Consider the following 23,672-nt stretch of genomic DNA (forward strand, 5'->3'; position numbering starts at 1 on the left):
CCCCCCCCCCCCCCCCCCCCCCCCCCCCCCCCCCCCCCCCCCCCCCCCCCCCCCCCCCCCCCCCCCCCCCCCCCCCCCCCCCCCCCCCCCCCACCGCCGGTCGACGAGGTGCTGGCGGCGTGCCGCCGGCACCTCGCGACCGCTGAGCTGGAAGGCGCCGTGGCCGCGGCCGCATCGGCTGCCCGGGCGACCGGGCCCGAGCAGGCGGCGGCGACGACCGGGAACGGCATCACGGCCCACGAGGCGGTGGGGGCCGCCCTGTGCGCCGCACTCCCCCGGCTCGAGGACCCGGTGGCTGCCGTCACCTTCGCCGTGCGGATGGGTGGGGACACCGACACCATCGCGGCGATGGCCGGATCGATCGCCGGCGCCTTCGCCGGCGCCCGGGCGATGCCGGAGCTCCTGCTCGCCCGGCTGGAGGGCCGGGAACGGATCGAGTCGGTGGCCCACCGGCTCGCCACCCGGACCCGGGGGCCCGTCGATCCGGGCTGAGCGCTCCCGACGTCGGCGACGACCTCCTGCGCCGCAGGGGGCACCGGTCACCCGCCTGTCCGCGCGCACGCGCACGACGTCCGGGTCGGCGGCGTCGGCCGCCGCCACAACCGACCACGGGCCGGGTCAGGAACCGCGCCGCATGCGGTGTCGGGTCCGCGCCGGCGCGGAGGCCGGCAGCGAGGCGACGATGTCGGCGAGGCTGACCGACGCGAGGCTCTCCCGCCACGCGGAGTGGGCCTCGGCCATCTTCACCGCGAGGACGCAGGCGCGGGCGCACTCCTCGGGGGGCAGAGCTCCGGTCCCGCGCCGGCGGATCTCCCGGCAGACGTACGGGGAGACCGCTCCGTCGACGGCCTCGACGACGTCGAGCAAGGTGATCTGCTCCGCCGGCCGCGCCAGCTCGAACCCACCCCGGGGGCCGGTGCTCGCGCGCAGGACGCCCGCCTTGACCAGCGACTGGAGCTGCTTGGCCAGCGAGGCAGGCGGCAGGTCGTAGTACTCGGCCAGTTGCGCGGCCGTCGCGGAGGCGCCCCGCTCGAGCTGCGCGAGCGTCGTCGCGCAGTGCAGGAGCCATTCCGTGCTCGCCGGCAGCCTCACGGGGGGAGCGTAACAGGACATTGCGGAGATGTTTTCTCCGAGATAAGGTCCCGCCGAGCCCGGAGAACGAGGGAGGAATCATGCGGGTCGCGGTTGCCGGCGCCACGGGCAACATCGGTGCCAGGGTCGTGAGCGTGCTGGAGGACGCCGGCCACGAGGCCGTTCGCGTCAGTCGGTCGTCCGGGGTCGACCTGCTCACCGGACGGGGTCTCGACGAGGCCCTGACCGGGGTGCAGGCCGTCGTGGACGTCACCAACTCGGCAGCCAGAGAGGTGGACGAAGCGCTCACCTACTTCGGCTCGGCCACCCGCAACCTCCTGGCGGCCGAGGCGCGCGCCGGCGTGCGGCACCACGTGCTGCTCTCGATCGCCGGCCTGCACCGCGTCCAGGGGAACGCCCACTACGCAGGCAAGCGACTCCAGGAGCGCCTCGTGGAGGAAGGTCCCGTGCCGTGGACGATCGTGCCGGCGACCCAGTTCCACGACTTCCCGGCCATGGTCGCCGGCTGGACGGAGAAGGACGGGGTCGCCACCGTGGCACCGCTGCTGCTGCAGCCCGTGGCACCCGACGACGTGGCGAGCATCCTCGTGGAGCTGGCGGTCGGTGAGCCGAAGGGACGTTACGTCGACGTCGCCGGACCGGAACCACAGGACCTGGTCGACATGGCCCGCCGCACCAACGACGTGCTGGGCCGTCAGGTGAAGCTCCGTCCCAGCTGGTCGACGGTGTTCGGCCCCGAGATGGCCGGCGAGGTGCTCCTCCCCGCGGACGGCGCTCGCATCGCACCCACGACCTTCGACGACTGGCTCGCCGCACAGCGGTGATCCAGCCGGTCCGACCGGACGACCGCGCCTGCCTGGTCGTCCGATCACGTCCACGCCGTGGTCGAGCGCCGCGGCAGGTAGCCGGAGGCCGGACATGCATCCCCGTGCTCAGCGCATCGCCCTGTGCCTGGTCGTGGCCGCGGTCGCGCCGTACACGGCGCTGAAGATCCTGTGGCTCACCGGCAGCACGGTGGGGGTGGAGAGCTCCGCCGGGGCAGCAGAGCTCCACAGCACCCGCGTGGTCGTCGGCAACGTCGTCACCATCCTGCTCGAGCTGATGGCCGTCGGTCTGGCGATCGCGCTGGTCCGTCCGTGGGGGCGGCGCGTCCCCGGGTGGATCGTGGTGGCGCTCGCGGGCGGAGCGACCGGCCTGCTGGCTCCGATCCTCGTCGGCCTCCCCCTGGGCGGTGCGCTCCAGCTCGTGGGGACAGGCGAGCTGCACACCGACGGGATGGACCACCTGAGCCCGTGGGTGTTCGCGCTGACGTACGGCGGATTCGGCCTGCTCGCCATCGGCATCGCAGTCCTCGCCTGGTGTTACACCCTCGGTCGGTGGGGGCGCGTTCTCAGCTACCCCCCGCCTCGTCCGCGAGGCTGGGCCATCGCCGTCGGCGCCGTGGGCGTGGTGCCCTTCGGCCTGGCCATGACGTACTGGGGCCTGTTCGGCCCCGGGGCGAGCGGTCCCCGAGGCATGGATGCCCTGTCCCAGCGGACCGTCCTCGCCGTGACCGGACTGCTCGCGCTGGTCGGGTGGGTGGTTCCGCTCATGAGGCGAGGAGCTCTCCGACCCCGCACCGCCTGGGTGCTCACGTGGGTGGGATGCACGACCGCCGCGCTGCAGGGTCCGACCCAGGTGCTGCTCGCCCACCAGGGCGATCCGGGCCCAGCGATGATCCCGATGGCGCTCGTGACGCTCACGGGAAGCGTGGCGTACGGACTCGCCGTCCTGCACGAGCGCCTCGCGGAGATCAGCCTGGAGACGGGTCTCCGGTGGAGAGCCCCCTGACATGGCGAGGCTTCCGGCCGGCCCAGCTGCCTGGACCAGGGTGGCACCGCCTGACCGGAACTGCCGTCCCCGGGCAGCACACCTAGTCCGGCAGCGCGACGGGGCCGATCTCGGCGAACACGTCGCCGGGGCCCGGGTTCTCCTCGTGGGTGCCGCCGCCGAAGTGCCGCATGATGCCCCAGACCGCGTTGAGGGAGGTCTGCACCGCGCCCTCGACCCAGGCCGGCGTCCACGAGACGTCGTCACCCGCCAGGAAGATCCCCCGCTGCTCGGGCGGGAGGTCGTCCTGCACGAAGTGCGCGTACATCCGCTGGTTGTACCGGTAGTGCCCGGGCAGGGCGCCCTTGAAGGCGCCGAGGAAGTTCGCGTCCGCCTCCCACGAGACGGTGATGGGGTCACCGATGATGTGCTGGGCGATGTCGACGTCGGGGTAGATCTTCCTGAGCGCGCCGAGCGCGAGGCGCACCCGCTGGTCCACCGGGTAGGGCAGCATCTTCAGCGCGTCGCTCATCCACGAGTACGTCAGGCAGATGACGCCGGGCTGGTCGTCGCCGTGGTCGAACAGGTAGGTGCCGCGGGTCAGCCGGTCGGTGAGCGTCATGCTCATGACGTCGCGGCCGGTCCTCGGGTCCTTGTCCTTCCAGAACGGCCGGTCGACCATCACGAAGGTCTTCGACGACTGCATGTACCGGGTGCGGTCCAGCGCCGTCCACATCTTCTGGGAGAAGAGGCTCTCGTCGCAGTCGATCTGCGTCGTCAGCAGCCAGCTCTGGCAGGTGACGAGCACCGCGGGGTAGTGGCGGACGTGGCCCCAGGCGTCCGTGACGGCGAAGCGCCCGTCCGCGTGCCGGGCGATCGCGGCGACGCCGGCGCGCGGCCCGCCGGAGTGGAGCTTCGCCAGCGTCGTCCCGGCCGGCCAGTGGGCGAGCCGGGACGGCGCGTGGTTCCACAGCCCCCACGGCACCTGCTCCACGCCACCCACGACGAAGCGCTGGTCCTCGTCGCAGTTCGTCATCACGACGCGGAAGATCTCGAGCATCGAGTTCGGGAAATCGGAGTCCCACCCGCCGGTGCCGAACCCCACCTGCCCGAAGACCTCCCGGTGGTGGAACGACAGCCGGGAGAACGCCTCGGAGCTGGCGATGAAGTCGTAGAAGGTGCGGTCGTCCCACAGCGGCACGAGTTCGTCCCAGAGCGACTTCAGCTTCGTGACGTCGCGCGCCCGGATCGCGTCCTGGATCTCGTCGAAACCCACGGTCCCGAGAGCGTCGGCCCACGCCGCCGCGACCTCCCGGAACAGCGGCGGCAGCGCCTCGGACGACTCGGCGTAGTGCGTCTCGCCCTCGATGTCGATGACCGTGCTGCCCGACGCCGACGTCAGCGGGTTGGGGAACGGCCTGGTCTCCAGGCCGAGCAGGTCGACGTAGCGGTAGAAGGCGGTCGACGACACGGGGAACCGCATGCCGCCCAGCTCCGCGACGATCTCCGCGGGGGCGCCCTCGAACCGCGCCGATCGCAGCCGCCCGCCCATCTGCGAGGACTCGTAGAGGACCGGCTTGAGCCCGAGCTTCATGAGCTCGTAGGCGGCGACCAGACCGGAGATCCCCGCACCGACGATGGCGACCTCCTCGCCGCGCCGCTCGGGTGGGATCTCGCCGAGGCCGACCGGGTGCGTGATCCAGTCGTCGAACGCGAACGGGAAGTCCGGGCCGAAGATCGTGACCGGCGGCCGGTCCTCGTCGCGAGAGGCCTCACGGTCCGGCCCGATCGTCACGGCGTCCTCCTCCTCACCTGCACCGGCTGCTCGCGGCTGGCGTCCAGGCGCGCGGTGTCGCACCCTACGGGGACGCCCGGTGCGGCCCGCCACGCTCAGGCGAGCAGGGCGGCCATCCGCTCGCGGAGCGCGGTCGCGGCCGAGTAGGGCCGGACCATCACGGTCAGTTCGGTGAGCACGTCGTCGCGGCCGCGCAGGATGTCCACGCCCTGGAGGGCACGGTCGCCGACCCTGGTGTCGAAGGCGAGGACGTGCCCGTCGTCGCCCGCGTAGGAGGCGGTGTAGCGGAAGTCCTCGAAGACCGACATGACGCCGGTGAGGATCGCGCGCAGCGGACCGGTGCCGCGGTAGGGCTCGTGGACGATCGGCGACAGGAAGACGCAGTCGTCGGTGAACAGCCGCACCGCGGCATCGACGTCGCGGCTCTCGACGGCCGCCCGGAAGGCAGCGAAGGGATCGGTCGGCACGGTCATCCCTCTCTCCACGGTCCATCGTCGCGATGCGGGGCCCCGCACCACCGCAGGCACCTTCCCACCAGCGCCTCGCCGGGACCACACTGCGGTGTGGCCACCTGGGAGGACGTCCGGCGCCTGGTCGCGTCGCTACCGGGCACCGATGAGCACCCCTCGTACGGCGGGCACCCCTCGTGGCGGGTGCACGGCAAGGCCTTCGTGTGGGCGCGGCCGTTGCGGGAGGCCGAACGCGCGGGACTCGGCGCCGCAGCACCCGACGAGGACGAGCCGGTGCTGGGGGTGCGCGTGGCAGACGAGGGCGAGAAGGCCGCGCTGCTCGCCGGAGCGCCCGACGTCTTCCTCACCACCCCGCACTTCGACGGGTACGCCGTGGTGCTCGTACGGCTTGATCGGATCGATGTCGGGGAGCTCACCGAACTGGTGCAGGACGCGTGGCGGGCGCGTGCGCCCCGGCGCCTGCTCGCCGAGCGCGACGGCCGCCGTCGTCCGTCCTGACGGCAGGTATCGGGGCCCGGGCTACCCCGCGAGCCGCGGCACGACCCTGTCCCAGCCCGGCAGGACCGACAGCCCCAGGGCCGCCCGGCGCAGCAGCCGCCGCGTCGTCGACGACGGGAGGAACCACTTCGCGCTTCGCCGCCCGGCCTCCTGCCTGACCCGGACGACCGGTTGCCAGATCCGCTGGTACCGGGCCAGGGCGTCCTCGACCGCGCCACCGCCCGCCAGCTGCCCGGCGAGGACGTGCGCGCCGGCCATTGCCAGCGAGGCGCCCTGACCGGCGAGCAGCGAGACCGCCTGGCAGGCGTCACCGAGCAGGACGACGCGGCCCCGGTGCCACTCCGGCACCTCGACCTGGGCCACCTGGTCGTAGTAGAGCTCGGCGGACGGCGGACAGTGGTCGAGCGCCCGGGGGACGACCCACCCGAGCGAGGCGCAGCGGCTGCGCAGTTCGGCGCGGGTGTCCGACGGCAGCCGGGGCTCGGGATCCCGGTGCACGGCGAAGGCGGCGACGCGCCCGTCGCGCAGGACGTAGAACCCCATCGCGCGGTCCACCGAGTCGGTCATGGCGAACCGGTTGCCCACCTGCGCCCGGACCTCCGGGGCGTCGAAGACGTAGGCGGCGGTGTGGCAGCCCAGGTAGCGCAGGAACCGCGGCTCCGGGCCGAAGACCGTCTCCCGCACCGCGGAGTGGACGCCGTCGGCCCCGACCAGCAGGTCTGCATCGAGCTCGGTGCCGTCGGTCAGGGCGACGCGCACGCCGTCGGTCCCGGCGTCGATGCGCGCGACGGAGCAGCCGAAGCGCAGGTCGGCCCTGTCCCCGAGCCGCTCCCGCAGCGCGCGCTCCAGATCAGGGCGCATGATGCTCAGCAGGCGCCCGTCGAGGGTCCGGGCGAAGCGCTGGTAGTCGAGGCCGGCCCTGCGCCGTCCGGAGGCGTCGACGTAGGCGAGCTCGTCGACGCGGTAGCTGAGCTCCTGGAGCCGGGGCAGGACGCCCATCGCCTCGGCGGCGTCGTAGCCGGGCCCGAAGAAGTCCATCATGTAGCCCTGCTCCCGGGGGCCGGGCGCGCGCTCGGCGAGGGTGACGTCCCACCCGTGGTCGGCGAGGCGTCCGGCGAGCGCGAGACCGGCGATCCCGGCTCCGCAGACGACGGCCCTCATCGCTGGCCCGCCCTTCCCGCGCCCGGGCCGTCCAGGAGCCGGCGCAGCACCGGCGTGACGGCGGTCGAGGTCAGCCCTGGGTCCATCGCCCGGTGCAGCAGCACGCCGTCGACCGCCGCGGCGAGGACGGCGGCCGTGGCGGCGGGCGCCTCCGCGCCCTGCGCGGCGAGCCAGGAGGTCAGCACGCCGCGGAACTCGTCGAGGACGCGGCCGAGCTCCGCCCGCAGATCGGCGTCCCGGGTCGCGGCCAGGTAGGCCTCGAGGAAGAGCAGGGAGGTCGGGTCCGCGCCGTCGTGCTCGTCGAGCGCGGCGAGCAGCCCGGCCAGCCCGTCCTCCCCCGGCCCGGCCGACGACAGGGCGGGAGCGAGCGAGGACAGCACCTGCCGCATCGCCCGCAGCGACGCCTGCGTCAGGAGCGCCTGCACCGAGGCGAAGTGGTAGTGGACCAGGCCGGGCGCCACCCCGGCCCGCCGGGCCACGACGCGGGTGCTCACCGCGTTCCACCCGAGCTCGGGGATCAGCTCGGCCGCGGCCTGCAGGAGCCGCAACCGGACGTCGGCGCTCGGTGCGGTCGGGGCGGACGGGGCCATCGCGCCTCCCTGGGTTGGGCGATCGTCTTGGTCGGTCGCCCAAGACGCTAGGCCGAGCGGACGGCGGGCGGAACGGTCGCGCCATGCCGACGACACGTCACCGGGCGCGTCGCCACCCTGCGTCCCGAAAGCGGTGCCGGCGGAGCGGTCACCAGTCCAGCGCAGGGCGGGAACACCCTGGAAAGGTGGGACCCGATGCCTCGCTGCGCGCAGAGGTGGACCCCGACGAGCTCCGCGCGCTGAAGGAGCAACCGGGCGGCGACACGGCGCTCGGCGGGGTCGACCTGGTCGGGACCTTCCGACGTCTGGACCTGGTCGACGAGTACCGGCTCTACATCAACCCGCTCGTCGTCGGCCGCGGTCGACGGCTGTTCGAGGCAGCCGACCACCCGACCGACCTGGCACTGGTGCAGAACCGGCGGTTCGGCAACGGTGTCGTCCTGCTGCGCTACGCCGTACGACGGCCCTGACTGCTGCCGTCCTCGGTCACGAGGCGGAGGAGGCGGCCACTGCTCTCCCGGGAGCACGTCGGGCGCGGTGCGGGAACGACGAAGGCCCCCGACCGGCATGCGCGCTGGTCGGAGGCCTGGGTGGCTCCCCCGATTGGACTCGAACCAATAACCCTGCGATTAACAGTCGCATGCTCTGCCAATTGAGCTACGGGGGATCAGCGGTGCGATCCGCTGGCCCGACGAGAGTACCCCACGCGCGGACGCCCCCCGCACGCGGCTCACGAGGGGCGAAGCGTTGTGCACCACAGGTACGGTGGCCGTCGTTCACCGCATGTTCACTCTGGAGGTTTCCGTGGCCAAGCTGTCGTTCCTCGCCGGATTCGGGGCTGGCTACGTCCTCGGGTCGCGGGCCGGCCGCGAGCGCTACGAGCAGCTCCGGCGCGCCTGGGAGCAGGCCAAGGACGACCCGCGCCTGCAGAGCCTCGCGGGCATGGCCCAGGCGAAGGCCGACGACGCCGTCTCCACGCTGAAGGCCCAGCTGGGCAGCGAGGCCCCTCGCTGATCCGCGCGCCGGCTCAGTCCGGCAGCTCGGCGGCCAGCACCTCGGCGAGCTTCTGCCGTGCGGTCTCCCTGGCACCCGGGTCGTCGCGGTCGGCGTCGTCGTCGAACACCACGGTCCACTCCCGGACGGCCTGACCGGGCACCCGGCGGGCGACCAACAGCAGCCCTCCCCGGTCCGGCAGCGGTACGCGCCGGCTGGTGACGATGGTCTGGTCCACCCGGCGCCGCACGACCGCGGGGAGGTCGCCGGCGTCCGCGAGCACGTGCCGCACCACCGGCAGCCGCGACTGCACACCCGGCTCCACCTCGGCGAGCGGCGTGACCGTGAAGGAACCGCCGCCGTCGGCGGTCGCGGCCCAGCGGGCGTGCCCCACCTCGTGCCACGGCAGCACCGTGTCCCCGGCGGCCGGGCCGATCACCCGCAGACCGCGGGAGGTGGCCACCAGCCAGCCGGCCCCGCGGGCGAGCACGCCCCAGGCGAGCACCCGCTCGTCGGGGTCGGCCACCGCGGCCCGCACCTCCTCCGGCGGGCGGGCGAACCGGCGCCGCAGCTCGGCCAGCAGGCTCATGCCAGGCCGCCCATCGCACGCTTGCGCAGCGAGATCGCCAGCTGCTCGAGATCCATCAGCTGCTTGAAGGCCTTCATGTACTCGTCACCGGAGTCGACCGGGTTCGTCCGTTGCAGCCGGCCCTTCAGGGCGGTGATCTCGCGGACGGTCGCCATCTCCTGCACCCGCGCGAGGAGCGCGTTGACGTAGCCGGCGTCGCACTCGCCGCTCACCGAGCGCATCGGCTCCACCGCCAGCGCCGTGAGCAGGGCGCGGGCGCTCTCCCGCTCGCAGTGCGCGGCGACCTCGTCCAGCCAGGCCGGCCCGGTGGCGGTCACGGCAGCCACACCCCCGGCCGCGGCGATGGCGGCCACCACGGCGGCGTAGTCGGGGTCGGTGTAGGCGTTCGGGGAGATGGCGTCGAACTCGGGGCCGGCGAGCTCGGGCGCCTGCAACGCGGCCTTCACCGCCTCCCGCTCGACGGCGACCGCGGCGTCGTCGGGGGTGCGCTGGGGCGCGCGGGGGCGGCCCCGGGAGGGCGCTCCTCCCCCGTCACCGGTCGCCCGGCGCACGCGCTCGAGCACCTCTGCCTCGTCGGTGTTGCCGATCATCCCGGCGAGCTCCCGGGCGTAGGCGGGGCGCAGCGCGTGGTCCTTGATCTGGGCCACCAGCGGCACGGTCTTCTCCAGGGCGGCGACCCGGCCCTCCACGGTGTCCAGGTCGTAGCCGGCCAGCGTGGTCTTGAGCACGAAGGCGATCAGCGGGGTGCGGCGGGCGACCAGGTCGCGGACGGCGGCGTCGCCGTGCTCCTGCCGAAGCTCGCACGGGTCACGCCCCTCCGACTCGACCGCGACGAACGTCTGACCGACGAAGCGCTGGTCCTCGGCGAAGGTCTTCATCGCCGCCGCCTGGCCGGCCGCGTCGCCGTCGAAGGTGTAGACCACCTCGCCGCGGAACTCGTCCTGGTCCATCAGCAGCCGCCGCAGCACCCCGATGTGCTCGGCGCCGAAGGCGGTACCGCACGAGGCCACCGCCGTCGTCACCCCGGCCAGGTGGCAGGCCATGACGTCGGTGTAGCCCTCGACGACGACCGCCTGGTGCCGCTTGGCGATGTCACGCTTGGCGCGGTCGATGCCGTAGAGCACCGAACTCTTCTTGTAGAGCGGTGTCTCCGGGGTGTTGAGGTACTTGGGGCCGGGGTCGTCGTCCATCAGCTTGCGGGCACCGAAGCCGATGACGTCGCCGGTGATGTCGCGGATCGGCCACACCAGCCGGCGGTGGAACCGGTCGATCAGGGTGCCCCGGGAGGACTCCTTCGCCAGCCCGGCCGTGACCAGCTCCTGCTGGCTGAAGCCCTTGGCTCGCAGGTGGCGGGTGAGCCCGTCCCAGCCGCCGGGTGCGTAGCCGCAGCCGAAGTCCAGCGCCGCCTGCCGGTCGAAGGCGCGGTCGGCGAGGAACTGCCGGGCGGGCGCGGCCTCCGGCGTGCCGAGCTGCTCGGCGTAGAAGGCGGCCGCCGCGGTGTTGGCCGCGACCAGCCGCGCCCGCTGCCCGACCGAGGCCCGGTCGGGGCCCGCGGTGGGGCGGCCGCCGTCGTCCTCGTACTTCAGCTCGATGTTGGCGCGGTTGGCCAGCAGCTCGACGGCCTCGGTGAACGACAGGTGGTCGATCTCCTGGACGAACCGGATCACGTCGCCGCCCACTCCGCAACCGAAGCAGTGGTACAGCCCGCGGCTCGGCGTCACCTGGAACGACGGCGACTTCTCGTCGTGGAACGGGCACAGCCCCTTGAGGCTGCCGCCACCGGCGCGCTTGAGCTGCAGGTGCTCGCCGACGATCTCGTCGATCTTGCTGCGGTCGCGCACCAGCGCGATGTCCGCGGTGCGAATGCGCCCCCGACCGGCCATCAGGCGACCGCCGCCGCTGCCGTGACCCGCCGGCGGATCACGTGCTCCCACCACAGCAGGAACAGCTGCTGGTCCAGCGGCAGGGCGCCGTCGAGGGTGATCGCGGGCCGCGGGGTCCAGCCCGGCGTGGTGCCGCTCTCCGCCACCTGACGCCCGTGCAGCAGGAACCGGTGGGTCCCCTTCCAGCGGGAGGCGGGCCGCACCTCGACCGTCGCCCCCTCCAGGTCGATCGCCCAGGTACCCCTCCAGGCCGACGTCTGCCGGGCACGCAGCCGGGCGGTGCCCTCCGGGTCACCCGACCGGTGACCGGTGAGCTCGCGCGTGCGCCGGGCGTACTCCCAGGTCTCGCCGTCGACCGCCACCGTGGCGGCCTCCGTCCACGTCGCGGGGCGCAGCGTCGCCACGACCCGGCCGTCGCGCAGCACCGGCAGAACGCCCTTCGGCGCGCCCTGCGTACCGGCCCTGCCCAGTTCGAGCACCGTTCCTCCCTCAGCCGATGCCGGGCGCGCCGGCGATGCTCTCACCGGTCACGCGGTAGAGCAGGTAGGCAGCAGTCTCCCGCAGGATGTAGCGGAACTGGGTGGCGCGGGTCTGCACCGCCGGGCCCTGGCGGGTCGGCGAGCTCTCCGCCTCGATCCCCGCGTCCTCGGCCATCCGCTCGGCGCGCATCGCGTGCCAGGGGTCGGTGACCAGCACGGCGCGCTCCCAGCCGCGCTCGTCGAACGCCGCGCCGACCACGCGCATGCTCTCCAGGGTGTCCACACCCTCGGGCACCGCGAGCAGCGACTCGGCGGGCACCCCGGCCGCCGCGAGGTAGTCGCGCCCGGCCTCCGCCTCGGTGAACTGGTCGCCGGCCGCCTTCCCGCCGACGGTCACGATCACCGGTGCGACGCCCTGCTCGTACAGGGCCCGCGCGTGCTCCAGTCGGGCCGCGAAGATCGACGACGGGACGCCGTTGTACTGGGCCGAGCCCAGCACCACGATCGCGTCGGACTGCGGCCGGGCGTCCTGCCGCGCCGTCCACCAGATGGCGAGCGCCGTGGAGGCCACCAGCAGCACGGCGGCCAGGACCCCGGCCCCGACCACCCGCGACAGCAGACTCCGCACACCCACCCGTCATGGGTACCACGCGGGGACGACGGCGCGCGGCGGCCCGGGACGGGGCACCGGCGCGCCGCCTCGCGTCGCGCGCGGCGGCTCGCCGCGCTGCCGGCGCCCCGCGACCGCACCACGGGCGAGGCGCGTCCACGCACACCCCTATATGAGAATGATTCTCGTTATGGGTACGGTCACGTCGTCCGATCCCCGAACGACAGGAGCACCCGTGCCTCCCCTCCCCTCCCTCCGCGCCGCCGCCCTGGCGGCCGCCGTACCCCTCGCCCTGGCCACCGGCTGCGCGTCGACCGACGGCGGTGGGCCGGCGTCTGCCAGCAGCGCGCCGACCGCGACCGGCCCGGCGGAGCTGGGCGCCAGCTCGCCGCGCCTGGCCCTGACCTACGACGGCGGCCTCCTGGTCCTGCACGGCGAGACGCTCGAGGTGCTCGCCGACGAGCCGCTCGAAGGCTTCAACCGGCTCGACGCCGCCGGCGACGGCCGCCACTTCCTGGTGTCGACGCAGCAGGGCTTCCGCCTGCTCGACGGCGGAGCCTGGGCCGAGCCGCACGGCGACCACGAGCACTACTACGCCGCCGACCCGGAGCTGACCGACGTCGTCCTCCCCGCCGAGAAGCCCGGGCACGTCGTCGCCCACGCCGGGCGGACCGTGCTGTTCGACGACGGCACCGGGCTGGTCACCGCGTTCGACAGCGCCGACCTCGCCGACCCGGACCGCGAGGTGCGCGAATTCGCCACGCCGGCGGCCCACCACGGCGTCGCGGTGGAGCTCGAGGACGGCACGATGCTCGTCTCCGACGGCACGGAGGAGGAGCGCTCCGGCGTGCGCATCCTCGACGCGGACGGGGACGAGATCGCCGCCCGGGACGACTGCCCCGCCGTGCACGGCGAGACGGTGGCCGCCGAGGAGGCGGTCGTCATCGGCTGCCAGGACGGCGCCGTCCTGTACGCCGGCGGCGAGCTGGTGAAGATCGACAGCCCCGACGACTACGGCCGCATCGGCAACCAGTTCGGCACCGAGAGCTCACCGATCGTGCTCGGTGACTACGAGCGCAGTGCGGAGGACCGCTCCAGCACCGTGGCGCTGATCGACACCACCACCGCGCAGCTGCGCCTGGTCGACCTGCCGGCGCCCTACTGGTACCGCTCCTTCGGCCGCGGGCCGAACGGCGAGGGGCTGGTCCTGACCTACGACGGCGCGCTGCAGGTCATCGACCCGGTGTCCGGCACCGTCACGAACTCCATCCCGGTCACCGGGCCGTGGGAGGAGTCGGAGAACTGGCAGGACCCGCACCCGCAGGTCTTCGTCGACGGCATGGCCTACGTGACCGAGCCCGCCACCCGGGAGATCCACGCCGTCGACGTCGAGGGCGGCGAGGTGTGGAAGTCGGCGCAGCTGGAGGTCACGCCCAACGAGCTCGCCGGCGTCTCCGGGGACGTCGAGGCGCACGGTGCGCACGAGGAGGACCACGAGCACGACGAGCAGGGCGAGTGATCCGGCCGGCGGCCCTGCCGGCCGGCCTCGTCGCGGCCGGCCTGCTCGCCGCCCTGGCCGGCTGCGGGGACGCGGCGAACGGCGCCGACGACGCACGGCTGGACGTCGTGGTCACCTCCTACCCCCTCGCGTACGTGAGCGAGGAGGTAGGCGGACCGCACGTGGAGGTCACCAACCTGGTCCCACCCGGCGGGGACAGCCACCGGCTGGAACCGGCGCCCCGGGACGTCGCGGTTCTCGCCGAGGCCGACGTCGTGGTCCACCAGTCGGGCGGCCTGCAGCCGGCGGTCGACGCCGTCCTCGAGCAGGAGCGCCCCGGGGACGTCGTCGACGCCGCCGCCCTGGCGGACCGGGGTGCCGATCCGCACTTCTGGCTCGACCCCACCCGCCTCGCCGACCTCGGTCACCGCCTCGCGGGCGAGTTCGCCGAGGCGGACCCCGGTCACGCCGGCGCCTACCGAGAAGGCGCCGAACGGCTGGCGGCCGCGCTCCAGGAGATCGACCGGGAGTACGCCGACACCCTCGCGCCCTGTCGTGGGGCCACCCTGCTCGCCTCGCACGAGGCGTTCGGCTACCTCGCCGACCGGTACGGCCTGCGGCAGGTCGGGGTGGCGGGGCTGGACCCGCACGTCGAGCCCTCGCCCACCCGGTTGCGGCAGGTCGCGGAGGAGGTCACCGGCACCGGCGCCCGGACGATCTTCTTCGAGGCCACCGCCGGGGACCGCGTCGCCCGGACCCTCGCGGGCGACCTGGGGCTGGCCACCGACGTGCTGCACCCGGTCGAGCGGGTGCAGGCGGAGGAGACCTATCCCGAGCTCATGGCGGCCAACCTGGCGGCGCTGCGTCGCGGGCTCGCCTGCGACGGCTGACGGCGAGCCCGGGCCCCTGCACCGCAGCCGCCGTGCAGGGGCCCGGGCCGAGCTCGCGAGGCGCGGGGGCTCCGGGATCCTCTCTCAGGCGCCCGCGCGCCCTCCGCCGAGCGCGGCACGCCCGGCCTCGAGCCTGGCCACCGGCACCCGGAACGGCGAGCAGGAGACGTAGTCCAGGCCGACCTCGTGGAAGAAGTGCACCGAGTCGGGGTCGCCCCCGTGCTCGCCGCAGATGCCGAGCTTGAGATCGGGCCGGGCCGCCCGGCCGCTCTCGGCGCCGATCCGCACCAGCCGGCCGACGCCGTCCCGGTCCAGCGACTCGAACGGCGAGATGCCGAAGATCCCCTTGTCCAGGTACTGGTGGAAGAACGCGGCCTCGACGTCGTCGCGGGAGAAGCCCCACGTCATCTGGGTGAGGTCGTTGGTGCCGAACGAGAAGAACTCGGCGTGCTCGGCGATCTCGCCGGCGGTCAGCGCCGCGCGGGGCACCTCGATCATGGTGCCGATGAGCGGCCGCAGGTCGATGCCGCACTCCTCGCAGACCTCGGCGAGCACCCGCTCGGACTCCTCGCGGATGGCCTCCAGCTCCTGCACCGCCCCCACCAGCGGGATCATGATCTCCGGCCGCGGATCGCCCCCGGCCTGCTTCCGCTCGCAGGCGGCCTCGGCGATGGCCCGCACCTGCATGGCGAACAGCCCGGGCACCACCAGACCGAGCCGCACGCCCCGCAGGCCCAGCATCGGGTTGGACTCGTGCAGGCGGCGGACCGCGGTCAGCAGCCGCAGATTGCCCTCGTCGGGTTCGCCGCGCTCCTCGGCCAGCGCGACCCGTACCGACAGCTCGGTGAGGTCGGGGAGGAACTCGTGCAGCGGAGGGTCCAGCAGCCGAACGGTGACCGGCAGCCCGTCCATCGCCTCGAAGATCTCCAGGAAGTCCTGCTTCTGCAGCGGCTCCAGGGCGTCCAGGGCGGCCTGCCGTTCCTCGTCGCCGTCGGCCAGGATCAGCTTCTCGACCAGCTTCCGGCGGTCGCTGCCGAGGAACATGTGCTCGGTCCGGCACAGGCCGATCCCCTGGGCGCCGAACCGCCGGGCACGGGCGGAGTCCTCGGGGGTGTCGGCGTTGGTGCGGACGTCGAGCCGCCGCTTCTCGTCGGCATGGCTCAGGATCCGGTGGACGCTCCTCACCAGGTCGTCCGCGTCGTCGGACGCCGGGTCGATCTCACCCTCGAAGTAGCGGACCACCGCCGACGGCTCCACCGGCACCTCCCCGAGCCAGACCTTGCCGGTGGAGCCGTCGATGGAGATGACGTCGCCCTCGCGGACGACGGTGCCGTCGGGGGCGGTGAACCGCTTGCCCTTCGTGTCGACCTGCAGCTCCTCGGCGCCGCAGACGCAGGTCTTGCCCATGCCCCGGGCGACGACGGCGGCGTGCGAGGTCTTGCCGCCGCGGCTGGTCAGCACGCCCTCGGCGGCGATCATGCCGGAGAGGTCGTCGGGATTGGTCTCCCGGCGGACGAGCACGACCTTCTCGCCCCGGTCGGCCCACTGCGCCGCTGCCTCCGAGCTGAACACGGCCCGGCCGACGGCCGCACCGGGTGAGGCGTTCATCCCCTGGGTCAGCTGCTGGGCGTCGCCCCCGGAGATGAACCGCGGGAACATCAGCTGGGCGAGCTGGTCACCGGTGACCCGGCGGACCGCCTCGTCCATGTCGATGAGCCCCTCGTCGACCAGCTGGGTCGCGATGCGGAACGCCGCCCCCGCCGTCCGCTTGCCGACACGGGTCTGCAGCATCCAGAGCTTGTTGCGCTCGATGGTGAACTCGATGTCGCAGAGGTCGCGGTAGTGCGACTCCAGCCGCGACATCGTTGCCATCAGCTCGTCGTAGGCGCCCTTGTCTATGGTCTCCAGGTCCGCCAGCGGCACGGTGTTGCGGATGCCGGCGACGACGTCCTCCCCCTGCGCGTTCTGCAGGTAGTCCCCGTACACGCCTTGCTCGCCGCTGCCCGGGTCGCGGGTGAACGCCACGCCGGTGCCGGAGTCCATGCCCAGGTTGCCGAACACCATGGCGCAGACGTTCACCGCGGTGCCGGCGTCGCTGGGGATGCGCTCGCGACGGCGGTAGATGATCGCCCGGTCGGAGTTCCAGGAGTCGAAGACGGCGTTGATCGCGAGATCCATCTGCTCCCGCGGGTCCTGCGGGAAGTCCTGGCCGGTGTGCTCGCGCACGATGGCCTTGAACCGGACGACGACGTCGCGCAGGTGCTCGGCGTCGAGATCCAGGTCCAGATCGGTGCCCTGCTCCTCCTTGGCCGCGTCGAGGGCGTCGTCGAAGAGCGCGCCGTCGATGCCCAGCACGGTCTTGCCGAACATCTGGATCAGCCGGCGGTAGGAGTCCCAGGCGAAGCGCTCGCTCCCCGACTGCGCCACCAGACCCTGGACGGAGTCGTCGTTGAGGCCGACGTTCAGGACCGTCTCCATCATCCCCGGCATGCTCGCCGCGGCACCGGACCGGACCGACACCAGCAGCGGGTCGACCGGATCGCCGAGGGTCTTCCCCATCGACTTCTCCAGCGCCGCCAGGTGCCCGCTGACCTGCTCGTCCAGCTCCGGCGGGGTGCTCCCGTGCTCCAGGTAGTACCGGCAGGCGTCCGTGGTGATGGTGAAGCCGGGCGGCACGGGCAGACCCAGGTTGGTCATCTCGGCCAGGTTGGCGCCCTTGCCGCCGAGCAGGTCCTTCTGGTCCCTGCTGCCCTCGCTGAAGTCGTAGACCCACTTCCCGTCAGCCACCCGTACCTCCGCATCCGTCAGCCCTCCGGGGCCGATCCGCCAGAGGAGACAATGCCGCGCGGAGCAGACGTCCTAAACGTCCACCCCGCCGACGTCCGTCGATCCTGGCGTACAAGGGCAGCCGGCGCGAGCCCTGGCCGCGGTGGCGCCGGTCGGGGTCAGTCGATCCCGCAGATGCGCGGGCCGTCCTCGTTGACCACGGCGAGCTGTGCCGATCCGCCGTCGTCCCAGCGGACGGTCACCTGCTGCACCCGGGCGCCCTCGCCCGGGTCGTCCTCGACCTCGACGATCTCGGCGTCCCCCGGGCGCGAGTACTCGGCCTCCATGCCGGTGGCGTCCAGCCGACCGCGCTCGTCCTCGCACAGCAGCCCGTACGCCGTCTCGGTGTCCCCGTTCGCGAGCGCCGCCAGGAACACCCCGGTTACCTCGGTGGCCTGGTCGGCGGGCCCGCCCCGGACCAGGTACAGGACGCCGACCATGCCGACGGCCACCACCACGGTGCCCACCAGGCCGCCGATCAGCCAGCCCTGCCGGGCGCGCGGCGTGCCGGTGTGCAGCGGCGCGGGGTCGTCGTCGTAGAGGAAGGGGCCCTGCATCATCCGCCGCTCGTCTCCAGTTCTGCGCCCACGGGTGGGCGGGGGTCGTCCCGGTCGGCGAGCCAGCCCTCGGGAAGGGCGACGGGGCGGGGGGTGCTCGTCCGGCCGCGCGGCGCACCGAGGACGGCGGTCGGGTACGGCTGGTCGGGGATGCCCGCGAGCAGCCCGGCCAGCTCGTCGAGGCTGCTGACCATCGCCAGCGCCCGGCGCACGTCCCCGCCCACGGAGAAGCCCTTGAGGTACCAGGCGACGTGCTTGCGGAAGTCGCTGCAGCCGTGGCGCTCGCCGTGCTCCTCGGCCAGCAGCGTGGCGTGCCGGTGCATGATCGCCGCGACCTCGCGGAACGTCGGCAGCGCTCGCCGCGCCTGCCCCGCGAAGGCGGCGGCGAGGTCGCCGAACAGCCAGGGCCGCCCCAGGCAGCCGCGGCCGATCACGACGCCGGCGCAGCCGGTCTCGGCGACCATGCGCAGCGCGTCGTCGGCCTCCCAGATGTCGCCGTTGCCGAGCACCGGGATGTCGACGGCCTCTACGAGCCGCGCGATCGGTGCCCAGTCGGCGGTGCCGCTGTAGAGCTGGTCGGCGGTCCGGCCGTGCAGCGTGATCGCCGCGGCGCCCTCGTCCTGGGCGATGCGGCCGGCGTCGAGGTAGGTGACGTGGTCGGCGTCGATGCCGATGCGGGTCTTGATGGTGACCGGCACGTCCTTCGCGGCGCGCACGGCCTCCCGGACGATGTCCCGCAGCAGCACGCGGTGCCACGGCAGCGCCGAGCCGCCGCCCTTGCGGGTCACCTTCGGCACCGGGCAACCGAAGTTCAGGTCGATGTGCGCCGGTCGGGTGCCGGCGACGCCCTCGTCGACGAGCATCTCCACGGCGCGGCCGACGGTCGCCGGGTCGACGCCGTACAGCTGGACGGAGAAGGCGTCCTTCTCGTCGGCGGTCGCGTGGATCATCCGCAGCGTCTTGTCGTTCCGCTCGACCAGCGCCCGCGTGGTGATCATCTCGCAGACGTAGAGGCCGGCCCCGAACTCACGGCACAGCGTGCGGAAGGCCGGGTTGGTGATGCCGGCCATGGGCGCGAGGACGACGGCGGGGTCGACGGTCAGCGCACCCAGCCGCAGCGGCGGCAGGGGCGCCGTCGTCGTCGGCTCGAGCGTGGCGGTCACGGCACCCAGAGTAGGCGGCGACCGCCGTCACTCGGACCTCCGCCGCCCGGCCGGGTGAGCCGCCAGCAGGCTCGAGCCGCCTGGTCGCCCGTCCAGCCGCGCCACGACCCGGGTCGACGGTCGGCGGCGCGACTCGAGCCGCACGCCGTCCCCAGGCCGGCGCCGGTCCACAGATCGGGCGGGGCGCGTCCCGGACATGGCTGGCTGCCCGACGGTCGTCCCGTGACCACGCACCTGCACGTCCCGCTCGCCGTCGACGAACCCGCACGGCGGCGCCTGGGCATCTTCACCACCGCCGACCTCGCCGCTCGAGGCGTGACCGCGCGCGAAGTCCGGACGGCGACCCGCACGGGCGCGTGGGTGCGACTGCGCACCGGTGTCTTCGTCAGCGCCGCGGACCTCGCCGAGGTGGAGCGCACCGATCGTCGACCGGGCCTGGAGGCGCTGGCCGTCACGACCGCCCTGGCCCGACCGTCCGCCGTCCTCAGCCGGGACAGCGCGGCCTGGGTGTGGGGGCTGCCCCGCCCGTTCCCGGCTCCGGTCGCCGTGCACCTGACCGATCCGCACCACTGGCGCCGGGGACGCGGCTGGCTGATGACCCGGGCTGCGCTGCCCGACGACGACGTCACCGTCCGCGGCGCCTACCGGGTGACGACGGTGGCACGCACGCTGGTCGACGTCGCCAGGGCCTGGCCGGAGATCCACGCCGTCGCCGCCGTCGACGCCGCCCTGCTGCGCGGCCTGACGACCCACGACGACGTGCGCCGCGTCATCGACCGGCAGGTGAACGTGCCCGGGATCCCGCGTGCCGGCCGCGCGCTGGGCCTCGCCGACGGCCGGGCCGAGTCGTGGCTGGAGACCTGCGGCCGGCTGACGTTCGCCGCGCTCGGGCTGCCGCCGTTCGTACCGCAGGTGGAGCTGCGTGTCGACGGTCAGCTGGTGAAGGTGGTCGACGGCTGGTACCCCGGGGCCGCGGTGGCGGTGGAGTTCGACGGCCGGATCAAGTACCGCCGACCGCAGTTCGGCCGCACCGCGGAGCAGGAGCTGTGGGAGGAGAAGCGCCGGGAGGATCTGCTCCGCTCGGTCGGGGTGCGGTTCCTCCGAGTCTTGTACGAGGACCTCAACGGGGGGCGTCGACGACTGGACCGGTCGGCACGGCGGCTGCTCGCCGTCCCCGGCCCCGAGGTGCGGGAGTTCCTGGCGGTGCCGCGGCCCGCGGGCCGCGCGCGCGGTCACGACGCTGGGGACGACGGATGGCTCGCCCGGGTCGAGGACGGCGTCGGCCGACCGGGTTGAGCCGCACCGGCGCCCCGGAAGCCGCGCCGTGGCGCGGCGCACCGGTCGGCCGTGCGGGTTGACCCGCCGCACGGCCGACCGGCTTCACCGGTGGGACGACACGAGCTCAGAACGGGTAGACGCGCGGCTCCACCTGCATGCTGATCCAGCGCAGCTCGGTGAAGGCCTCGATGCCGGCGAGCCCACCGAACCGCCCGTACCCACTGTCCTTCACACCACCGAAGGGCATCTGCGCCTCGTCGTGCACGGTGGGCGCGTTGATGTGGCAGATGCCGGACTCGATCCGCCGGGCGACCTGGAACCCGCGTGCGGCGTCGCGTGTGAAGACGGCGGCCGACAGCCCGTAGGCGCTGTCGTTGGCCGCGGCGACCGCCTCCTCCTCGCTCGCGACCCGGGTGATCGTGACGGCCGGGCCGAAGATCTCCTCGTGGAAGATCTCCATGTCCGGCGTGACGTGGTCGAGCACCACGCCGGGCATGATCGTGCCCTGCGGCTCGCCCTTGGTCCGCACCTTCGCGCCCTTGGCGACGGCGTCGTCCACCAGCCGCTGGATGTGCTCGACGGTGCTCGTGCCGATGACCGAGCCGAGGACGACGTCGCCCGTGCGCGGATCGCCGATCGGCAGCGACTCCACCCGGGCGACCAGCTTCGCGACGAACTCCTCGGCGATCGACTCGTCGACGATGATCTTGTCGGTCGACATGCAGACGTGGCCCTGGTTGACGAAGCCGCCGAAGGTCGCCCCCTGGACGGCGGCGTCGATGTCGGCGTCGTCGAGGACCAGGAGCGGGTTCTTGCCCCCCAGCTCGAGCAGTGCCGGCACGAGGTGGCGCGCGCAGACCTCGCCGATGATGCGGCCGACCCGGGTGGAGCCGGTGAAGTTGAGCCGGCGGACCGCCGGGTGGGCCACCATCGCCTCGGTCACCTCGGCGGCGTCCTCCGGGGCCACGGTGATGACGTTGACGACGCCGTCGCCGAGGCCGGCCTCGATCAGGATCTCCCCGAGCAGCATGTGCGTGGCCGGCGAGAGCTCCGAGCACTTGAGGACGACGGTGTTGCCGGCGGCGAGCGGGAAGGCCACCGCGCGGGTCGACAGGATGACCGGCGCGTTCCACGGCGCGATGCCGATCACCACGCCCGCCGGCTGGCGGATGCCCATGCTCAGGCTGCCGGGGACGTCCGAGGGGATCACCTGCCCGCCCACGTGCGTGGTGAGACCCGCGGCCTCCCGCAGCATGCCCGCGGCGAGGTGGACGTTGAAGTGCCCCCAGCCCGCGGTCGCGCCGCACTCGGCGGCCATCCGCTCGACGAAGCGGTCGGTGTTCGCCTCGAGGAGGTCGGCAGCCTTCAGCAGCAGCCGCCGGCGCTCGCCCGGCGTCGTCGCCGCCCACTTCTGGAAGGCTGATGCCGCGGCGTCGACGGCCCGGACGGCGTCCTCCACCCCGGCGGCCGGCGAGCGCGTCACGGCCTCGCCGCTCACGGGGTTGGCGCGGTCGAAGGTCCGGCCGCTGGTGGCCGTCCGCTTCTCGTCACCGATGAGCAGGCTGGTCTCGAACACGGGGAACTCCTCCTACTGGGTCGCGGGGTGAGGGGGCCTCCGGCGTCGGTCAGCAGCCGGGGAGCCGGGCCGCGAGGTAGGACTCGACCTGGTCCAGCGCGACGCGCTCCTGGCTCATCGAGTCGCGCTCCCGGATGGTCACGGCCTGGTCCTCGAGGGTGTCGAAGTCGACGGTGAGGCAGAACGGCGTCCCGACCTCGTCCTGGCGCCGGTACCGACGGCCGATGGCGCCGGCGTCGTCGAAGTCCACGTTCCAGTTCCGCCGCAGCGCAGCGGCCAGGTCGCGGGCCTTGGGCGAGAGGTCGGCGTTGCGCGACAGCGGCAGGACGGCGGCCTTCACCGGCGCCAGGCGCGGGTCGAGCTTGAGCACCGTGCGGGTGTCGACGCCGCCCTTGGCGTTCGGCGCCTCGTCCTCGGTGTAGGCCTCGACGAGGAACGCCATGAGCGAGCGGGTGAGCCCGGCCGCCGGCTCGATGACGTACGGCGTCCAGCGGGTGTTGCTGGCCTGGTCGAAGTAGGACAGGTCGGTGCCCGAGTGCTGGGTGTGCGTGGACAGGTCGAAGTCGGTGCGGTTCGCGATCCCCTCCAGCTCACCCCACTCCGAGCCCTGGAAGCCGAAGCGGTACTCGATGTCGACGGTGCGCTTCGAGTAGTGCGACAGCTTCTCCTTCGCGTGCTCGTAGTGCCGCAGGTTGTCCGGGGAGATGCCCAGGTCGGTGTACCAGCGGGTGCGCTCGTCGATCCAGTACTGGTGCCACTCCTCGTCGGTGCCCGGCTCGACGAAGAACTCCATCTCCATCTGCTCGAACTCGCGGGTGCGGAAGATGAAGTTGCCCGGGGTGATCTCGTTGCGGAACGACTTGCCGATCTGGCCGATGCCGAACGGGGGCTTCTTGCGCGCGGCGCCCATGACGTTGGCGAAGTTCACGAAGATGCCCTGCGCGGTCTCCGGGCGCAGGTAGTGCAGCCCCGACTCGTCCTCGACCGGGCCGAGGTAGGTCTTGAGCATCATGTTGAAGTCGCGCGGCTCGGTCCACGCGCCCTTCGTGCCGCAGTTCGGGCAGGCGATGTCGGCCAGCCCGTTCTCCGGGGCCCGGCCCTTCTTCGCCTCGAACTCCTCCTCGAGGTGGTCGGCGCGGAACCGCTTGTGGCAGCTCTGGCACTCGGTCAGCGGGTCGGTGAAGACCCCGACGTGGCCGGAGGCGACCCACGTCTGGCGCGGCAGGATCACCGAGGAGTCCAGGCCGACGATGTCGTCGCGGCTCTGCACGACGGTGCGCCACCACTGGCGCTTGATGTTCTCCTTGAGCTCGACGCCCAGCGGGCCGTAGTCCCAGGCGGAGCGCGTGCCGCCGTAGATCTCCCCGGACGGGAACACGAAGCCCCGTCGCTTGCAGAGGTTGACGACCTTGTCGAGGCGGGCGGCGTCGTGCTTGGCGGTGCTCACGCGGAGAGGCTCCATCCGGCTGGCGGTCGGCGGTTGACCTACCCACGGTAGTTGGCCGGTCGTGCGGCGCTCTCAGTCGGTGGCCGCATCCGGTCGCCCGGGCGTCTCCGGGCAGAACAGCAGCGCGAGCGAGGCCCGGATCTCGGCGTGCCGCACGAGGAAGGCCCGCTCGTCCAGCCGCTTGCGCCGCAGCCAGCCGGTGACCTCGTCGTTGCACTTGCTGGCGTTGCAGGGGCCGCAGGCCGGGACGACGTTGCCGAACGTGTACCGCCCGCCCCGAGAGATCGGGAGCACGCAGTCGCGCTGCAGGGGCCCGGCGGCTCCGCAGTACGCGCACCCGCCCCAGGCGTGCGAGAGCGCAGCCCACTGGGCATCGGTGAGGTCGTGCTCGACGGCGTCCATGCGGCGCTTGCGCCGACGGGCGTACCGGGCGGTGCGGGTGCGGCTGACCACGGCCGAACCGTAGGC

Annotated in this window: 24 protein-coding genes and 1 tRNA gene; 9 read left to right on the forward strand and 16 right to left on the reverse strand. The window is 73.5% G+C overall.

Annotated features, from left to right (window positions below):
• The first annotated feature begins 108 nt into the window (after positions 1–108).
• Positions 109–492 (forward strand): ADP-ribosylglycohydrolase family protein, encoded by a 384-nt coding sequence (locus ACI8AG_RS18470; protein ID WP_456598173.1) that lies wholly within the window; start codon positions 109–111, stop codon positions 490–492.
• A 126-nt stretch (positions 493–618) separates the two neighbouring features.
• On the opposite strand, the gene ACI8AG_RS18475 is transcribed toward ACI8AG_RS18470, so the two are convergent.
• Positions 619–1,092: an RrF2 family transcriptional regulator gene (locus ACI8AG_RS18475; RefSeq protein ID WP_456598174.1), complete on the reverse strand. Its 474-nt coding sequence runs from the start codon at positions 1,090–1,092 to the stop codon at positions 619–621.
• A gap of 80 nt (positions 1,093–1,172) precedes the next feature.
• On the opposite strand from ACI8AG_RS18475, the gene ACI8AG_RS18480 reads away from it, so the two are divergent.
• Together ACI8AG_RS18480 and ACI8AG_RS18485 are read left to right on the forward strand one after the other, a co-directional pair.
• Positions 1,173–1,916, forward strand: a complete 744-nt coding sequence (locus tag ACI8AG_RS18480) for an SDR family oxidoreductase (RefSeq protein WP_456598175.1) — start codon at positions 1,173–1,175, stop codon at positions 1,914–1,916.
• 94 nt (positions 1,917–2,010) lie between these two features.
• Positions 2,011–2,922 (forward strand): hypothetical protein, encoded by a 912-nt coding sequence (locus tag ACI8AG_RS18485; protein ID WP_456598176.1) that lies wholly within the window; start codon positions 2,011–2,013, stop codon positions 2,920–2,922.
• 82 nt (positions 2,923–3,004) lie between these two features.
• Here the strand turns inward: ACI8AG_RS18485 and ACI8AG_RS18490 are convergent, their stop codons facing one another.
• Together ACI8AG_RS18490 and ACI8AG_RS18495 are read right to left on the reverse strand one after the other, a co-directional pair.
• A complete protein-coding gene (locus tag ACI8AG_RS18490; protein ID WP_456598177.1) occupies positions 3,005–4,696 on the reverse strand; it encodes a flavin monoamine oxidase family protein in 1,692 nt (563 codons plus the stop codon).
• Positions 4,697–4,791: 95 nt separating this feature from the next.
• The gene (locus ACI8AG_RS18495; protein WP_456598178.1) at positions 4,792–5,169 is read right to left on the reverse strand and encodes a nuclear transport factor 2 family protein; all 378 of its coding nucleotides are present in this window, start codon (positions 5,167–5,169) and stop codon (positions 4,792–4,794) included.
• 90 nt (positions 5,170–5,259) lie between these two features.
• On the opposite strand from ACI8AG_RS18495, the gene ACI8AG_RS18500 reads away from it, so the two are divergent.
• Entirely contained in the window at positions 5,260–5,664 is a 405-nt protein-coding gene (locus ACI8AG_RS18500) for an MmcQ/YjbR family DNA-binding protein (protein ID WP_456598179.1), read from the forward strand.
• A gap of 21 nt (positions 5,665–5,685) precedes the next feature.
• Here ACI8AG_RS18500 and ACI8AG_RS18505 read toward each other — a convergent pair whose 3' ends face one another.
• Positions 5,686–6,825 (reverse strand): FAD-dependent monooxygenase, encoded by a 1,140-nt coding sequence (locus ACI8AG_RS18505; protein WP_456598180.1) that lies wholly within the window; start codon positions 6,823–6,825, stop codon positions 5,686–5,688.
• Positions 6,822–7,415, reverse strand: coding sequence for a TetR/AcrR family transcriptional regulator (locus ACI8AG_RS18510; protein ID WP_456598181.1), 594 nt, complete (start codon positions 7,413–7,415; stop codon positions 6,822–6,824). Before ACI8AG_RS18510 ends, ACI8AG_RS18505 begins: the two co-directional genes overlap by 4 nt.
• A gap of 185 nt (positions 7,416–7,600) precedes the next feature.
• Between ACI8AG_RS18510 and ACI8AG_RS18515 the strand changes: the two genes are divergently transcribed.
• Complete coding sequence (locus tag ACI8AG_RS18515; RefSeq protein WP_456598182.1) at positions 7,601–7,885, forward strand: dihydrofolate reductase family protein; 285 nt, start codon at positions 7,601–7,603, stop codon at positions 7,883–7,885.
• 121 nt (positions 7,886–8,006) lie between these two features.
• Here ACI8AG_RS18515 and ACI8AG_RS18520 read toward each other — a convergent pair.
• Positions 8,007–8,082, reverse strand: a tRNA-Asn gene (locus ACI8AG_RS18520).
• A gap of 137 nt (positions 8,083–8,219) precedes the next feature.
• Between ACI8AG_RS18520 and ACI8AG_RS18525 the strand changes: the two genes are divergently transcribed.
• Positions 8,220–8,429 carry a hypothetical protein gene (locus ACI8AG_RS18525; protein WP_456588930.1) on the forward strand — a complete coding sequence of 70 codons (210 nt, stop codon included), beginning with the start codon at positions 8,220–8,222 and terminating at the stop codon, positions 8,427–8,429.
• Between the two features lie 13 nt (positions 8,430–8,442).
• Here the strand turns inward: ACI8AG_RS18525 and ACI8AG_RS18530 are convergent, their stop codons facing one another.
• From ACI8AG_RS18530 to ACI8AG_RS18545, 4 genes are read right to left on the reverse strand one after another with little or no spacing between them, the layout of a single operon-like run.
• On the reverse strand, positions 8,443–8,997 hold the full coding sequence (locus ACI8AG_RS18530; protein ID WP_456588929.1) for a hypothetical protein: 555 nt from the start codon (positions 8,995–8,997) through the stop codon (positions 8,443–8,445).
• Positions 8,994–10,880 carry a DNA primase gene (gene dnaG, locus ACI8AG_RS18535; protein ID WP_456598183.1) on the reverse strand — a complete coding sequence of 629 codons (1,887 nt, stop codon included), beginning with the start codon at positions 10,878–10,880 and terminating at the stop codon, positions 8,994–8,996. The genes ACI8AG_RS18530 and dnaG overlap by 4 nt, the downstream gene beginning before the upstream one ends.
• Positions 10,880–11,359 carry a hypothetical protein gene (locus ACI8AG_RS18540; protein ID WP_456598184.1) on the reverse strand — a complete coding sequence of 160 codons (480 nt, stop codon included), beginning with the start codon at positions 11,357–11,359 and terminating at the stop codon, positions 10,880–10,882. Before ACI8AG_RS18540 ends, dnaG begins: the two co-directional genes overlap by 1 nt.
• A 10-nt stretch (positions 11,360–11,369) precedes the next feature.
• Positions 11,370–11,993 (reverse strand): YdcF family protein, encoded by a 624-nt coding sequence (locus tag ACI8AG_RS18545; protein ID WP_456598185.1) that lies wholly within the window; start codon positions 11,991–11,993, stop codon positions 11,370–11,372.
• 211 nt (positions 11,994–12,204) lie between these two features.
• Here ACI8AG_RS18545 and aztD point away from each other — a divergent pair, with 211 nt between their 5' ends.
• Positions 12,205–13,488, forward strand: coding sequence for a zinc metallochaperone AztD (gene aztD / locus ACI8AG_RS18550; RefSeq protein WP_456598186.1), 1,284 nt, complete (start codon positions 12,205–12,207; stop codon positions 13,486–13,488).
• Positions 13,485–14,357, forward strand: coding sequence for a metal ABC transporter substrate-binding protein (locus ACI8AG_RS18555; protein WP_456598187.1), 873 nt, complete (start codon positions 13,485–13,487; stop codon positions 14,355–14,357). Before aztD ends, ACI8AG_RS18555 begins: the two co-directional genes overlap by 4 nt.
• 84 nt (positions 14,358–14,441) lie before the next feature.
• Here ACI8AG_RS18555 and ppdK read toward each other — a convergent pair whose 3' ends face one another.
• The 3 genes from ppdK to dusB form a co-directional block, all read right to left on the reverse strand.
• On the reverse strand, positions 14,442–17,144 hold the full coding sequence (ppdK, locus tag ACI8AG_RS18560; RefSeq protein ID WP_456598188.1) for a pyruvate, phosphate dikinase: 2,703 nt from the start codon (positions 17,142–17,144) through the stop codon (positions 14,442–14,444).
• 158 nt (positions 17,145–17,302) lie between these two features.
• Positions 17,303–17,743: an Rv0361 family membrane protein gene (locus tag ACI8AG_RS18565; protein ID WP_456598189.1), complete on the reverse strand. Its 441-nt coding sequence runs from the start codon at positions 17,741–17,743 to the stop codon at positions 17,303–17,305.
• Positions 17,740–18,903: a tRNA dihydrouridine synthase DusB gene (gene dusB, locus ACI8AG_RS18570; RefSeq protein ID WP_456598190.1), complete on the reverse strand. Its 1,164-nt coding sequence runs from the start codon at positions 18,901–18,903 to the stop codon at positions 17,740–17,742. Before dusB ends, ACI8AG_RS18565 begins: the two co-directional genes overlap by 4 nt.
• 222 nt (positions 18,904–19,125) lie before the next feature.
• Between dusB and ACI8AG_RS18575 the strand changes: the two genes are divergently transcribed.
• Positions 19,126–20,199, forward strand: a complete 1,074-nt coding sequence (locus ACI8AG_RS18575; protein ID WP_456598191.1) for a type IV toxin-antitoxin system AbiEi family antitoxin domain-containing protein — start codon at positions 19,126–19,128, stop codon at positions 20,197–20,199.
• Positions 20,200–20,305: 106 nt separating this feature from the next.
• On the opposite strand, the gene ACI8AG_RS18580 is transcribed toward ACI8AG_RS18575, so the two are convergent.
• From ACI8AG_RS18580 to ACI8AG_RS18590, 3 genes are all read right to left on the reverse strand, one after another.
• Complete coding sequence (locus tag ACI8AG_RS18580; protein WP_456598192.1) at positions 20,306–21,757, reverse strand: aldehyde dehydrogenase; 1,452 nt, start codon at positions 21,755–21,757, stop codon at positions 20,306–20,308.
• Positions 21,758–21,806: 49 nt separating this feature from the next.
• Entirely contained in the window at positions 21,807–23,204 is a 1,398-nt protein-coding gene (locus ACI8AG_RS18585; RefSeq protein WP_456598193.1) for a glycine--tRNA ligase, read from the reverse strand.
• Positions 23,205–23,276: 72 nt separating this feature from the next.
• A complete protein-coding gene (locus ACI8AG_RS18590; RefSeq protein WP_456598194.1) occupies positions 23,277–23,657 on the reverse strand; it encodes an HNH endonuclease in 381 nt (126 codons plus the stop codon).
• Positions 23,658–23,672: the final 15 nt, after the last annotated feature.

The sequence above is a fragment of the Blastococcus sp. SYSU DS0552 genome, assembly GCF_054050815.1.

Excerpts from the sequence above, each read along its gene's own strand:
- ACI8AG_RS18480 (WP_456598175.1), top strand. The coding sequence starts at position 1,173 with ATGCGGGTCGCGGTTGCCGGCGCCACGGGCAACATCGGTGCCAGGGTC.
- ACI8AG_RS18485 (WP_456598176.1), top strand. The coding sequence starts at position 2,011 with ATGCATCCCCGTGCTCAGCGCATCGCCCTGTGCCTGGTCGTGGCCGCG.
- ACI8AG_RS18495 (WP_456598178.1), bottom strand. The coding sequence starts at position 5,169 with ATGACCGTGCCGACCGATCCCTTCGCTGCCTTCCGGGCGGCCGTCGAG.
- ACI8AG_RS18505 (WP_456598180.1), bottom strand. The coding sequence starts at position 6,825 with ATGAGGGCCGTCGTCTGCGGAGCCGGGATCGCCGGTCTCGCGCTCGCC.
- ACI8AG_RS18510 (WP_456598181.1), bottom strand. The coding sequence starts at position 7,415 with ATGGCCCCGTCCGCCCCGACCGCACCGAGCGCCGACGTCCGGTTGCGG.
- ACI8AG_RS18530 (WP_456588929.1), bottom strand. The coding sequence starts at position 8,997 with ATGAGCCTGCTGGCCGAGCTGCGGCGCCGGTTCGCCCGCCCGCCGGAG.
- dnaG (WP_456598183.1), bottom strand. The coding sequence starts at position 10,880 with ATGGCCGGTCGGGGGCGCATTCGCACCGCGGACATCGCGCTGGTGCGC.
- ACI8AG_RS18565 (WP_456598189.1), bottom strand. The coding sequence starts at position 17,743 with ATGATGCAGGGCCCCTTCCTCTACGACGACGACCCCGCGCCGCTGCAC.